Origin of the sequence: Roseibium algicola (assembly GCF_001999245.1) — a bacterium.
Taxonomy (GTDB): domain Bacteria; phylum Pseudomonadota; class Alphaproteobacteria; order Rhizobiales; family Stappiaceae; genus Roseibium; species Roseibium algicola.
Genome location: NZ_CP019630.1, coordinates 5295731 through 5307863, shown reverse-complemented (window position 1 = coordinate 5307863; position 12133 = coordinate 5295731). Strand labels below are relative to the sequence as shown.

The 12133-nt window shown below is 58.1% G+C and carries 23 protein-coding genes; all 23 read right to left on the bottom strand.

The window, feature by feature from the left end; all coding sequences use genetic code 11:
* Window positions 1–30: 30 nt before the first annotated feature.
* The 23 genes from rplQ to rplB all read right to left on the bottom strand — a co-directional run bounded on the left by rplQ (window position 31) and on the right by rplB (window position 12119).
* Window positions 31–456, bottom strand: coding sequence for a 50S ribosomal protein L17 (rplQ, locus tag B0E33_RS24655; RefSeq protein WP_055654713.1), 426 nt, complete (start codon window positions 454–456; stop codon window positions 31–33).
* Window positions 457–537: 81 nt separating this feature from the next.
* Window positions 538–1560, bottom strand: coding sequence for a DNA-directed RNA polymerase subunit alpha (locus B0E33_RS24650; RefSeq protein ID WP_006936426.1), 1023 nt, complete (start codon window positions 1558–1560; stop codon window positions 538–540).
* 90 nt (window positions 1561–1650) lie between these two features.
* Window positions 1651–2040, bottom strand: coding sequence for a 30S ribosomal protein S11 (gene rpsK, locus B0E33_RS24645; protein WP_006936427.1), 390 nt, complete (start codon window positions 2038–2040; stop codon window positions 1651–1653).
* 71 nt (window positions 2041–2111) lie between these two features.
* Complete coding sequence (rpsM, locus tag B0E33_RS24640) at window positions 2112–2480, bottom strand: 30S ribosomal protein S13 (protein ID WP_031268319.1); 369 nt, start codon at window positions 2478–2480, stop codon at window positions 2112–2114.
* Window positions 2481–2659: 179 nt separating this feature from the next.
* Window positions 2660–3256 (bottom strand): adenylate kinase, encoded by a 597-nt coding sequence (locus B0E33_RS24635; protein WP_022998251.1) that lies wholly within the window; start codon window positions 3254–3256, stop codon window positions 2660–2662.
* On the bottom strand, window positions 3253–4584 hold the full coding sequence (gene secY / locus B0E33_RS24630) for a preprotein translocase subunit SecY (RefSeq protein WP_022998250.1): 1332 nt from the start codon (window positions 4582–4584) through the stop codon (window positions 3253–3255). The genes B0E33_RS24635 and secY overlap by 4 nt, the downstream gene beginning before the upstream one ends.
* Before the next feature lie 47 nt (window positions 4585–4631).
* Window positions 4632–5099, bottom strand: coding sequence for a 50S ribosomal protein L15 (gene rplO, locus B0E33_RS24625; protein WP_077292683.1), 468 nt, complete (start codon window positions 5097–5099; stop codon window positions 4632–4634).
* Window positions 5100–5122: 23 nt separating this feature from the next.
* Window positions 5123–5320, bottom strand: coding sequence for a 50S ribosomal protein L30 (rpmD, locus tag B0E33_RS24620; protein WP_006936433.1), 198 nt, complete (start codon window positions 5318–5320; stop codon window positions 5123–5125).
* Window positions 5321–5361: 41 nt separating this feature from the next.
* Window positions 5362–5928, bottom strand: a complete 567-nt coding sequence (gene rpsE, locus B0E33_RS24615) for a 30S ribosomal protein S5 (RefSeq protein ID WP_006936434.1) — start codon at window positions 5926–5928, stop codon at window positions 5362–5364.
* A gap of 41 nt (window positions 5929–5969) precedes the next feature.
* Entirely contained in the window at window positions 5970–6332 is a 363-nt protein-coding gene (gene rplR / locus B0E33_RS24610) for a 50S ribosomal protein L18 (protein ID WP_022998248.1), read from the bottom strand.
* 12 nt (window positions 6333–6344) lie between these two features.
* Entirely contained in the window at window positions 6345–6878 is a 534-nt protein-coding gene (rplF, locus tag B0E33_RS24605) for a 50S ribosomal protein L6 (RefSeq protein WP_022998247.1), read from the bottom strand.
* Window positions 6879–6919: 41 nt separating this feature from the next.
* A complete protein-coding gene (gene rpsH / locus B0E33_RS24600) occupies window positions 6920–7318 on the bottom strand; it encodes a 30S ribosomal protein S8 (protein ID WP_006936438.1) in 399 nt (132 codons plus the stop codon).
* 12 nt (window positions 7319–7330) lie between these two features.
* A complete protein-coding gene (rpsN, locus tag B0E33_RS24595; RefSeq protein ID WP_006936439.1) occupies window positions 7331–7636 on the bottom strand; it encodes a 30S ribosomal protein S14 in 306 nt (101 codons plus the stop codon).
* A 21-nt stretch (window positions 7637–7657) separates the two neighbouring features.
* On the bottom strand, window positions 7658–8215 hold the full coding sequence (gene rplE / locus B0E33_RS24590) for a 50S ribosomal protein L5 (protein ID WP_022998246.1): 558 nt from the start codon (window positions 8213–8215) through the stop codon (window positions 7658–7660).
* Window positions 8208–8525, bottom strand: a complete 318-nt coding sequence (gene rplX, locus B0E33_RS24585) for a 50S ribosomal protein L24 (protein WP_006936441.1) — start codon at window positions 8523–8525, stop codon at window positions 8208–8210. The genes rplE and rplX overlap by 8 nt, the downstream gene beginning before the upstream one ends.
* Window positions 8525–8893 (bottom strand): 50S ribosomal protein L14, encoded by a 369-nt coding sequence (rplN, locus tag B0E33_RS24580; protein ID WP_006936443.1) that lies wholly within the window; start codon window positions 8891–8893, stop codon window positions 8525–8527. The genes rplX and rplN overlap by 1 nt, the downstream gene beginning before the upstream one ends.
* A 69-nt stretch (window positions 8894–8962) precedes the next feature.
* Window positions 8963–9193 (bottom strand): 30S ribosomal protein S17, encoded by a 231-nt coding sequence (gene rpsQ, locus B0E33_RS24575; RefSeq protein ID WP_022998245.1) that lies wholly within the window; start codon window positions 9191–9193, stop codon window positions 8963–8965.
* A gap of 10 nt (window positions 9194–9203) precedes the next feature.
* Window positions 9204–9404: a 50S ribosomal protein L29 gene (gene rpmC / locus B0E33_RS24570; RefSeq protein WP_006936445.1), complete on the bottom strand. Its 201-nt coding sequence runs from the start codon at window positions 9402–9404 to the stop codon at window positions 9204–9206.
* A 21-nt stretch (window positions 9405–9425) separates the two neighbouring features.
* The gene (gene rplP, locus B0E33_RS24565) at window positions 9426–9839 is read right to left on the bottom strand and encodes a 50S ribosomal protein L16 (protein WP_022998244.1); all 414 of its coding nucleotides are present in this window, start codon (window positions 9837–9839) and stop codon (window positions 9426–9428) included.
* 47 nt (window positions 9840–9886) lie between these two features.
* Complete coding sequence (rpsC, locus tag B0E33_RS24560; protein ID WP_006936448.1) at window positions 9887–10615, bottom strand: 30S ribosomal protein S3; 729 nt, start codon at window positions 10613–10615, stop codon at window positions 9887–9889.
* Window positions 10615–10995 (bottom strand): 50S ribosomal protein L22, encoded by a 381-nt coding sequence (gene rplV, locus B0E33_RS24555; RefSeq protein ID WP_006936449.1) that lies wholly within the window; start codon window positions 10993–10995, stop codon window positions 10615–10617. Before rplV ends, rpsC begins: the two co-directional genes overlap by 1 nt.
* 2 nt (window positions 10996–10997) lie before the next feature.
* Window positions 10998–11276: a 30S ribosomal protein S19 gene (gene rpsS, locus B0E33_RS24550; protein WP_022998243.1), complete on the bottom strand. Its 279-nt coding sequence runs from the start codon at window positions 11274–11276 to the stop codon at window positions 10998–11000.
* A gap of 12 nt (window positions 11277–11288) precedes the next feature.
* Window positions 11289–12119 carry a 50S ribosomal protein L2 gene (rplB, locus tag B0E33_RS24545; RefSeq protein ID WP_055654715.1) on the bottom strand — a complete coding sequence of 277 codons (831 nt, stop codon included), beginning with the start codon at window positions 12117–12119 and terminating at the stop codon, window positions 11289–11291.
* Window positions 12120–12133: the final 14 nt, after the last annotated feature.

Here is a 12133-nt window from a genome sequence, read left to right as displayed (position 1 = left end):
CGCCTTTCCCGATTGCCATTTAGGCAATTATTACGCTGCGTTTTCAGCTGCTTCTTCAGCTTCAACGCGAGCACGGTCTTCAGCACCGCGTGCTTCCGGATCACGGTCGACCAGCTCGATGACAGCCATCGGAGCGTTGTCGCCATAGCGGAAGCCGGCTTTCAGCACGCGGGAGTAACCGCCGCTGCGGTCCTTGTAACGCTCACCGAGCGTTTCGAACAGCTTGGCAACCATTGCCGCATCGCGAATCTGCGAAATGGCCTGGCGGCGTGCATGCAGGTCACCGCGCTTGCCCAGGGTGATGAGCTTGTCGATGATCGGCTTCATTTCTTTAGCCTTCGGCAGGGTCGTTACGATCTGTTCGTGCTTGATCAGCGACGCTGCCATGTTCGCGAACATAGCCTTACGGTGGCTAGAGGTCCGGTTGAGCTTGCGGCCGGATTTACCGTGGCGCATGGCCCTCTCCTTTTTCTTTCAGGCAGTCAGTTCTTCTGGTTGAACTCTTGCCCGGTTGATCCTCACAGGACGCGTACGCCCTTAGTACTGATGGTCTTCGTAGCGCTTGGCGAGATCATCGATGTTCTCAGGCGGCCAGTTGGCAACTTCCATGCCGAGATGGAGACCCATCTGGGCGAGAACTTCCTTGATTTCGTTCAGCGACTTGCGGCCGAAATTCGGGGTCCGCAGCATTTCCGCTTCGGTCTTCTGAATGAGATCGCCAATATACACGATATTGTCGTTCTTCAGGCAGTTTGCAGACCGTACAGACAGTTCCAGCTCGTCGACCTTCTTCAGAAGCGCAGGGTTGAAAGCCAGTTCCGGGACGCTGTCCTCGGCGACTTCACGCTGCGGCTCTTCGAAGTTGACGAAGATGGAGAGCTGATCCTGCAGAATGCGTGCAGCGAATGCCACGGCGTCTTCCGGCTTGACGGAACCATCGGTTTCGACAGTCAGGGTCAGCTTGTCATAGTCAAGAACCTGGCCTTCACGGGTGTTTTCCACCTTGTAGGAGACCTTCTTGACCGGAGAGTAGAGGCTGTCGACCGGGATCAGGCCAATCGGCGCATCTTCCGGACGGTTCCGATCGGAAGAATGGTAGCCCTTGCCGGTGTTGACGGTGAATTCCATGCGGATTTCAGCGCCTTCATCCAGCGTGCAGAGCACCAGTTCCGGATTGAGAACCTCGACGTCGCCAACAGTCTGAATATCGCCGGCGGTGACAACACCCGGACCCTGTTTGCGCACGACCATGCGCTTGGGACCCTCGCCTTCCATGCGGATGGCGATTTCCTTGATATTCAGCACGATGTCGGTGACATCTTCCCGGACACCCGGGATCGACGAGAACTCATGCAGAACGCCATCGATCTGAACGGCAGTCACGGCGGCACCCTGCAGAGAAGACAGCAGGATACGGCGCAGCGCGTTGCCAAGGGTCAGACCGTAGCCACGCTCGAGCGGCTCGGCAACGACGGTTGCCAAGAAGCGCGGGTCTTCACCCGGCTTGATCTCGAGTTTGGTCGGCTTGATCAGTTCTTGCCAGTTTTTTTGAATGGTCACGTTTTCGTCCCTTCGGCTATCCCGCCCGGCGGATCAGCGCCAGGCCATTCTTTGCCATTTGGAGAAACAAGTACCTAAAGCTGGGAAGCCTTAGACGCGGCGACGCTTGCGCGGACGGCAGCCGTTGTGCGGAATCGGCGTCACGTCACGGATGGACGTGATCAGGAAACCGGCGGCCTGCAGGGCACGCAGAGCAGATTCACGACCGGAACCCGGACCGCGCACTTCCACTTCCAGGGTGCGCATGCCGTGCTCGGCAGCTTTTTTCGCAGCGTCTTCCGCAGCAACCTGGGCAGCATACGGAGTGGACTTACGGGAACCTTTGAAACCGAGTGCACCGGCGGACGACCAGGAGATCGCGTTGCCCTGTGCGTCGGTGATCGTGATCATGGTGTTGTTGAACGTGGAGTTCACATGCGCGACGCCAGAAGAGATGTTCTTGCGTTCGCGGCGACGCACGCGCGTCGTGTCTTTAGCCATTCTCTTATCCTTGTTTTGATCTCGTCACTGCCGTAATGCCGGCAGCTCCACCACCAATCGAGGCAGGGTAATTATTTCTTCTTACCAGCGATTGGCTTAGCCGGACCCTTGCGGGTACGTGCGTTCGTGTGCGTCCGCTGACCGCGAACCGGCAGGCCGCGACGGTGACGCAGGCCGCGGTAGCAGCCAAGGTCCATCAGACGCTTGATGTTCATCGCGGTCTCACGACGCAGGTCACCTTCAACGAGGTAATCGCGGTCGATGGTTTCGCGGATGGACAGAACTTCTGCGTCGGAAAGCTCGTTCACACGGCGGGCAGCATCGATGTTGTTCTTCTCGATGATTTCCTGCGCGAACTTCGCGCCGATGCCGTGAATATACTGAAGCGCGATGACAACGCGCTTGTTCGTCGGGATGTTAACGCCAGCAATACGTGCCACGTTCGTCTCCATGATTACGCAGCGAGACCATGGTCTTGCCGCAGGTTGTAATGCCCGCGTCCGGTGGAGTCCGGCCCTTGCGGGTACGAAAATGCCGGGGTAACCCCGGCACAGAGAATGCCGGCCCCACTTACATGGAACCGGCTTAACTGTAAGGTAGAGCGGGTCGTTTAACGGCTCTAAACCTTTTCGTCAAGTCCTTGAAGAACGGAATCTATTGAAGCCGTTACTTCATCAATGGACTGCATGCCGTCAATCACGGAAAGAAGACCTGTCTTCTCGTAATACGGCACAACAACTGCGGTATCGCGGTTGTAGGCTTCAAGGCGTTGCTTGAAGACTTCCGGATCATCGTCCTTGCGCACCGGCTGACCCGCAGCCTGTGCATCAGCAGCGCGCTTGATGATCCGATCGACCAGCTTCGACTGGTCGACACGCAGTTCGATGACGGCGTTCAGCTTGAGGCTGTTTGCTTCCAGCATCTCGTCAAGCGCTTCGGCCTGGGCGAGCGTGCGGGGAAAACCATCAAGAATGAATCCGTTCCTGGCATCTTCTTCGGCGATCCGATCGCGGATGATACCGACAACGATCTCATCCGACACGAGACCACCTGCGTCCATGACTTCCTTGGCTTTAACGCCTACCGGGGTCTGGGCGGCCACTGCGGCCCGCAGCATGTCTCCGGTGGAGAGCTGCGGGATCGCGTATTTCGCAACGAGGTGCGCGGCCTGTGTCCCCTTCCCCGCTCCTGGCGGTCCAACCAGAATAAGCCTCATCGACGCCTCCCACTTAATTTCGCTTTTTTCACCAGACCCTCATATTGGTGCGCAAGCAAATGCCCCTGGATCTGTGACACGGTATCCATCGTCACGCTTACGACAATCAACAAAGAGGTGCCACCGAAATAGAACGGAACGCCTGTCGCCGAAATAAGGAATTCGGGTAATAGACAAACGACGGTGATGTAAATTGCACCGACCACCGTAATGCGCGTCAGAACGTAGTCGATATACTGCGCTGTACGCTCGCCGGGACGGATTCCGGGAATGAAACCGCCGTGTTTCTTCAGGTTGTCCGCAGTGTCGCTCGGATTGAAAACGATCGCGGTATAGAAGAAACAGAAGAACACGATCATCGCTGCGTAGAACACCATGAATAACGGCTGGCCGTGACCAAGCGCCGCAGTGATATACGTCAGCCACTCATTGCCCGAACCCTGACTGAAGCCGCCAATGGTGGCAGGAACCAGCAGGAGGGAAGAAGCGAAGATCGGCGGAATCACACCGGCAGTATTGAGCTTGAGCGGCAGGAACGAGGTGTTGCCCTCGAACATTCGATTGCCCATCTGGCGCTTAGGATACTGAATCAGCAGTCTGCGCTGAGCCCGTTCCATGAACACGATCAGTGCGATCACCACAACAGCCAGTATCAGGATGCCGAGAATCAGGATCGTCGACATCGAGCCCTGGCGACCGAGTTCAAGCACATTGACCAGCGCGACCGGCAGACCGGCGACAATGCCGGCAAAGATGATCAGCGAAATACCGTTACCGATACCGCGCGATGTGATCTGCTCACCGAGCCACATCAGGAACATGGTACCGCCGACAAGCGTCAGGACAGTTGATGCGCGGAAAAACCAGCCCGGATCGGCGACCACATTGGTCGCTCCTTCCAGACCGACTGCGATACCGTAAGCCTGGAAAGCCGCCAGGATTACAGTACCGTAGCGCGTGTACTGGTTGATGACCTTGCGGCCCTGCTCGCCTTCCTTCTTCATCTGCTCGAGCGTCGGTACGACGGTCGTCATGAGCTGCATGATAATGGAGGCGGAAATATACGGCATAATGCCGAGAGCGAAGATCGCCATGCGCTCGACAGCACCGCCGGCAAACATGTTGAACATGCCGATGATGCCGGACTGGGCCTGATTGAAGGCCTGCGCAAAGGCGTCCGGATTGATGCCGGGCAAGGGAATGTAAGTGCCCAGTCGATAAACCAAAAGCGCCCCCAGTGTGAACCAGATGCGCTTTTTGAGTTCTTCAGCCTTGGCGAAAGCTGAGAAATTGAGATTTGACGCCAGTTGCTCGGCGGCCGATGCCATGCCCTACTCCGGAATGCTTGCCCAAGAAATGGGTGAAGCCCAGGCTGTTAAGCCTGAGCTCCCAGAACGGCAACCTTGCCGCCTGCTTTTTCGATCGCTGCGATAGCGCCCTTGGAGGCACCGGCAACTTCAAAGGTCACTGCAGTGGTGAGTTCACCGTTGGCAACGATGCGCACACCGTCACGGACCCGCTTGACAACGCCTGCTGCCTTCAGCGCTTCGACGGTAACCGTCTCGGACGCATTCAGCTTGCCTGCATCAATCGCCTTCTGAACACGGCCAACGGACACAGTGTTGTAGTCCTTGGCAAAAATGTTCGTGAAGCCGCGCTTCGGCAGACGGCGGTGAAGCGGCATCTGACCGCCTTCAAAGCCTTTGATGGCAACGCCGGAACGGGACTTCTGACCTTTGACACCACGGCCACCAGTCTTGCCCTTGCCGGACCCGATGCCACGAGCCACACGCATGCGGTCTTTTACGGCACCTTCGTTGTCACGAAGTTCATTGAGCTTCATGTTCGTTTCTCCTCACCCCGTTCTTACGCGTTGTCTTCGACGACGCGAACGAGATGCTGGACCTTATTGATCATGCCGCGCACTTCAGGAGTATCCTTCAGTGTGGAACGGCGGTGCATCTTGTTCAGGCCGAGACCGACGAGCGTCGCGCGCTGGTCCTTAGGACGGCGCAGCGGGCTGCCGATCTGTTCGACCGTGACAGTCTTTTCGGTGTTCGCCATGGAACATACCCTCTCTCAGCTGGGGACCGGAGCCGCTAAGGTCAAGCCTCAGCGGCAGCCGAAGCCGCCTCATCGTTGTTGTCACGACGGCGGGACTGCAGCACAGAGACCTTCAGGCCACGGCGGGCAGCGACGGAACGCGGGCTGTCTTCCTTGGTCAGCGCAGCAAAAGTTGCACGCACCATGTTGTAGGGGTTGGAAGTCCCCAGAGACTTGGCCACAACGTCCTGGACGCCGAGCGTTTCGAAAACGGCACGCATCGGACCGCCTGCGATGATACCGGTACCGGCCGGAGCTGCACGAAGCAGAACCTTGCCAGCGCCGTGACGGCCTTCCACATCGTGGTGGAGGGTCCGGCCTTCGCGAAGCGGTACACGGATCATCGTGCGCTTTGCTGCTTCAGTTGCCTTACGGATGGCTTCCGGCACTTCACGCGCCTTGCCATGACCGAAGCCGACGCGGCCCTTCTGGTCACCAACCACAACGAGTGCTGCGAAGCCGAAACGACGGCCACCCTTGACCACTTTCGCAACGCGGTTGATGTGAACGAGCTTGTCGACGAATTCGCTGTCTCGCTCGTCGCGATCGCGATTTTCTTGTCTCGCCATATTATACGTCTTCCGTTCTTAAGAGCGCCAACGGGCGCTGGTCAGAATTCAAGTCCACCTTCACGGGCTGCATCAGCAAGCGCTTTTACGCGCCCATGATACTGGTACCCGCCACGGTCGAACACGACCTGCTTTACGCCAGCGGCAGCAGCACGCTCGGCGACAAGCTTGCCAACGGCTGCGGCTGCAGCGACGTCGGCGCCCGTTTTCAGGCTGCTCTTGAGATCTGTTTCGATCGTTGAAGCAGAGACAATCGTATGTCCCTTCGCATCGTCGATGATCTGGGCGTAGATCTGCTTCGACGAGCGGAAGACAGAAAGGCGCGGACGACCGTTCGCGGCTTTCTGAATCGAACGGCGCACGCGATCGCGGCGGCGCTCGAAAGCTTGTTTGCTGTTCGCCATGATCTGGGTCCGTTACTTCTTCTTGCCTTCTTTGCGGACGATGAACTCGCCTGCATAACGAACGCCTTTGCCCTTGTAGGGCTCCGGCGGGCGGAATTCACGAATTTCAGCTGCAACCTGACCGACGCGCTGTTTGTCGGTACCGGTGATGTTGATTTCCGTGGGTTTCGGGCACACGATATCGATACCATCCGGGATCGGATAGACAACGTCATGAGAGAAACCGAGCGCCAGCTGAAGGTTCTTGCCCTGGACCTGAGCGCGATAACCGACACCGGTGATGGCGAGGTCTTTCTTGAAGCCCTCGGTTACGCCAGTGATCAGGTTCGCGACCATGGTGCGGCTCATGCCCCACATGGAGCGAGCCGGCTTGGAGCTGTTGCACGGATCGATTTTGATCCCATCATCCGTCATTTCGGCCAGAACAAGATCATTGAGCACGAAAGACTTTTCGCCTTTCGGGCCCTTGATCGTAACAGTCTGACCGTCGATCGATGCCGTTACCCCGCTTGGCACGGGGACTGGCTTTTTGCCAATACGAGACATATGACCAACCTTGTCGTTGTTTTAAAAGTGAGGATGCCGCATCAGAAGACGCGGCAAAGAACCTCACCACCTACGTTTTCGTCCCGCGCCTGATGGTCGCTCATGACACCACGCGGAGTCGAAATGATCGACACGCCCAGGCCATTAGAGACATGCGGGATGTTTTTCACCGACGAGTACACGCGGCGGCCCGGCTTGGACACACGTTCAATCGTGCGGATAACCGGTTCACCGTCGAAATACTTCAGTTCGATTTCCAACTCGGACTTACCGCCCTCGTATTCAACCGTGGTGTAGCCACGGATGTACCCCTCTTTTGCGAGCACATCAAGTACATGTGCGCGCAATTTGGAATTTGGTGAACTGACCTTGTTCTTGCGACGCATCTGCGCGTTGCGAATGCGGGTCAGCATATCCCCCAACGGATCAGAAATTGCCATCGGAGTTTCTCCTTACCAGCTCGACTTGACCAGGCCCGGGATCTTACCCAGGGAGCCCAGTTCACGAAGCGCAATACGCGACATCTTCAGCTTGCGGTAAAAACCGCGCGGACGGCCGGACACTTCGCAACGATTGCGAACGCGGTTCGGCGCGGAATTCCGCGGCAATTTTGCCAGCTTCAGGCGTGCGTTGTACCGCTCTTCCAGGGACAGGCTTTCATCTTTAGCCAGTGCCTTCAGGGCAGCGCGCTTCTCAGCGTATTTCTTTACAAGCTTCTCGCGGCGCTTGTTCTTCTCGATTGCGCTTTTCTTCGCCATCGTCGATCCCTTCCTTGCCCGTTACTTCGTGAACGGGAAGTTGAACGCGCGCAGAAGCTCGCGTGCTTCGTCGTCATTCGGCGCCGTGGTGCAGATGATCACGTCCATGCCCCAGATCTGGTCGACCTTGTCGTACTCGATTTCCGGGAACACGATGTGTTCTTTGATACCCATGGCGTAGTTGCCGCGACCGTCGAAGCTCTTCGGGTTCAGACCACGGAAGTCACGTACGCGCGGCAGCGCGATGGTGATCAGACGGTCCAGGAATTCGAACATCTGCTGGCGGCGCAGGGTAACCTTTGCACCAAGCGGCATGCCTTCGCGAACCTTGAAGGTTGCGATCGACTTTTTCGCCTTGGTGATCACCGGCTTCTGACCGGCAATCAGTGCCAGGTCGTCAGCTGCGATACGCGCCTTCTTGGAATCGCTGACCGCTTCGCCGACACCGACGTTGAGGACAATCTTTTCCAGCTGCGGAACCTGCATGACGTTCTTGTACTGGAACTTCTCCAGAAGCTGCTTGCGCACAACTTCGTCATAATGCGTCTTGAGACGCGGCACGTTAGTGGTCTCAGCCATCGATCAGGTCTCCCGAACGCTTGGCCACACGGACCTTGGTGCCATCGTCCTGCACTTTGAAGCCGACGCGGGTCGCCTTGCCGTCCTTCGGATCGGCCAGTGCAACGTTGGAAAGGTGAATCGGGGCCTCCTTGGCCACGATGCCTGCTTCCTGCGTCTGGGTCTGCTTCTGGTGGCGGCGAACCATGTTGATGCCGCGGACCAGGGCCTTGTTGTCAGCCGGCAGCATCTGGATGACTTCGCCGGACTTACCCTTGTCACGGCCGGTCAGCACAACCACCGTGTCGCCTTTTTTAATTTTCGCAGCCATCAGAGCACCTCCGGCGCGAGCGAAATGATTTTCATATGGTTCTTTGCACGGAGTTCACGCGGTACCGGTCCGAAGATACGGGTGCCGATCGGCTCCTTGTTGTTGTTGACCAGCACGGCCGCATTGCGGTCGAACCGGATCACGCTGCCATCGGGACGGCGGATATCCTTTGCCGTGCGCACGACGACAGCCTTCATCACGTCGCCCTTCTTAACGCGGCCCCGCGGAATTGCCTCTTTCACGGAGACGACGATGATGTCGCCTACCTGGGCATATTTACGCTTGGAGCCGCCGAGCACTTTGATGCACATGACACGACGAGCGCCGGAATTATCCGCGACGTCGAGGTTTGTTTGCATCTGAATCATGACTGGCTGCCTTGTTCTTCTGATGGCGCTCGGGTCACGGGCGCCTGATGCTCACTGAATGGAGCGCGGTCACTGAGCGACCACGGTCCAACGTTTGTTTTTAGAGATCGGCGCGCATTCTTCGATCTGAACAATGTCGCCAACCTTGTACTGGTTGGTTTCGTCGTGTGCGCGGTACTTCTTGGTCCGGCGCACAGTCTTCTTCAGCAGCGGGTGCGTGAAGCGGCGCTCCACATTCACCGTCACCGTCTTGTCATTGGCGTCGCTGACAACGGTGCCCTGCAGGATACGCTTCGGCATGGCCGTCTCCTTACGCGTTCGCCGACACGCGCTTTTCGCGCATGATCGTCTGGATACGCGCGATATCACGGCGGATCTGCCGGACACGCGCAGTGTTTTCAAGCTGACCCGTAGCCCGCTGGAAGCGCAGGTTGAACTGCTCTTTCTTCAGGCCTTCAAGCTCACTGCGGAGCTCGTCGAGGGTCTTAGCCCGTACATCGGTAGCCTTCATGGCTCTAACTCCTCGCCTGCCCTACTCGCCGATACGCTGAACGAAGCGGCACTTGATCGGCAGTTTGGCTGCAGCAAGACGCATGGCTTCACGCGCAATGTCTTCCGGCACACCGTCGATTTCGAACATGATCCGGCCTGGCTTGACACGGCAAGCCCAGTAATCCGGAGAACCCTTACCTTTACCCATGCGGACTTCAGCAGGTTTCGAGGAAACCGGGACGTCCGGGAAGATGCGGATCCAAACACGACCCGCACGCTTCATGTGGCGGGTCATAGCACGGCGGGCCGCTTCGATCTGACGTGCCGTAACACGCTCCGGCTCAATCGCCTTCAGACCGAATGCGCCGAAGTTGAGGTCAGTGCCTCCCTTCGACAAGCCGTGGATGCGGCCCTTGTGCTGCTTGCGGAACTTTGTGCGCTTCGGTTGCAGCATCGTTCTTCTCTCGTCTTTCTTAAGTTACGAGCGGCAGGCAGCTTGAATTAAGCTGCGCGCTCGCGGCCCCGATCCCGGCGTCCGCCGCGATCACCCTGGTTGCCTTCGGAAGCAGCGGTCGCACGGCGCTCAGACGCCATCGGATCGTGTTCCAGAATTTCACCCTTGAAGATCCAGACCTTCACACCGCACACGCCGTAAGCCGTGTGAGCGCTTGCAACACCGTAGTCGATGTCTGCACGCAGCGTGTGAAGCGGGACGCGGCCTTCGCGGTACCATTCGATACGCGCAATTTCCGCACCGCCGAGACGGCCACCGCAGTTGATACGGATGCCCTGTGCACCGAGACGCATGGCGGACTGAACGGCCCGCTTCATGGCGCGACGGAAAGCAACGCGGCGTTCCAGCTGCTGGGCAATCGACTGGGCGACCAGGGTCGCGTCGATTTCCGGCTTGCGCACTTCAACGATGTTGAGATGCACTTCGGAATTGGTGATGTCGGCGATCTTCTTGCGAAGACGCTCGATATCGGCACCCTTTTTACCGATGACCACGCCCGGACGACCGGAGTGAATGGACACGCGGCACTTCTTGTGCGGGCGTTCGATAACAACCTTGGACACGGCAGCCTGCTTCAGTTCCTTCAGCAGGAGCTCACGGATGCGGAAATCTTCGTGCAGAAGATCGCCGTATTCGTTCTTGTTCGCGTACCAGCGGCTGTCCCAGGTGCGGTTGATCCCGAGGCGCATGCCGATCGGGTTTGTCTTATGTCCCATCAGGCAGTCTCCTCAACTTCGCGCACGACGATGGTCAGGTTCGAGAACGGCTTCTCGATCCGGCCAACACGACCGCGTGCACGGGCCTGGAACCGCTTGATCACAAATGCCTTGCCGACATGTGCTTCAGCAACCACCAGGTTGTCGATGTCCAGGTCATGGTTGTTTTCCGCGTTCGCAATGGCAGACATCAAGGTTTTCTTGACGTCCTGCGCAATGCGCTTGCGGGAGAATGTCAGGTCCGCGATCGCGGAACCGACTTTTTTGCCACGGATCGAAGCCGCAACGAGGTTCAGCTTGCGCGGGGAAACGCGCAGCATGCGGGTCATTGCCCGGGCCTCATTGTCAGCGAGCGTCCGCTCACGCTTCGGCTTGCCCATCGTTACTTCCTCTTCGCCTTCTTGTCGGCGCCGTGTCCATAATAGGTCCGGCTCGGCGAGAACTCACCGAACTTGTGACCGATCATTTCCTCAGACACCAGCACCGGAACGTGCTTTTGACCGTTATAGACGCCGAAGGTCAAGCCGACGAACTGCGGCAGGATGGTAGAGCGGCGGCTCCAGGTCTTGATGACCTCGTTCCGGCCGGACTCACGGACCTTGTCCGCTTTCTTCAGCAGATACCCGTCGACAAACGGACCTTTCCAGATCGAACGTGCCACGATCCTTGCCCTTTACTTCTTCGCGTGACGGCTGCGGACGATAAACTTATCAGTCTGCTTATTGCGCCGCGTACGCTTACCTTTGGTCGGTTTACCCCAAGGAGTAACCGGATGACGACCGCCGGAGGTCCTGCCTTCACCACCACCGTGCGGGTGGTCGATCGGGTTCATGGCAACACCGCGAGTATGCGGACGAATGCCAAGCCAGCGGGAACGGCCTGCTTTACCCAGGTTAACGTTGGCGTGGTCCGGGTTGGACACGGCGCCAATGGAAGCCATGCAGGTTCCGAGCACACGGCGCTGCTCGCCAGACATCAGGCGCAGCGTGGTGTAGCCCTGGTCGCGGCCGACGATCTGAACGAACGCACCTGCCGAACGAGCGATCTGGGCGCCTTTGCCCGGCTTCAGCTCGACATTGTGCACGATCGTACCAACCGGAATGCGAGCCAGCGGCGCGGCATTGCCCGGTTTCACGTCGACGGATTCACCGGCGATGACGGTATCGCCAGCAGCCAGGCGCTGCGGCGCCAGGATGTAGCTCAGTTCACCGTCTTCGTAACGGATGAGTGCAATGAATGCGGTCCGGTTCGGATCGTATTCAAGGCGCTCGACCGTTGCCGGAACGTCCCATTTACGGCGCTTGAAGTCGACAAGACGGTAAGACCGCTTGTGACCGCCACCGCGGTTCGGAGACGTCAGGCGGCCGGCGTTGTTGCGGCCACCGGACTTGGACAGGCCTTCGGTCAGGGTCTTGACCGGCTTGCCTTTCCACAGACCAGAGCGATCAACTTGAACCAGCTGACGGCGGCCTGGGGACGTCGGGTTGAATGTCTTAAGTGCCATTTTTCTTAAGTCCC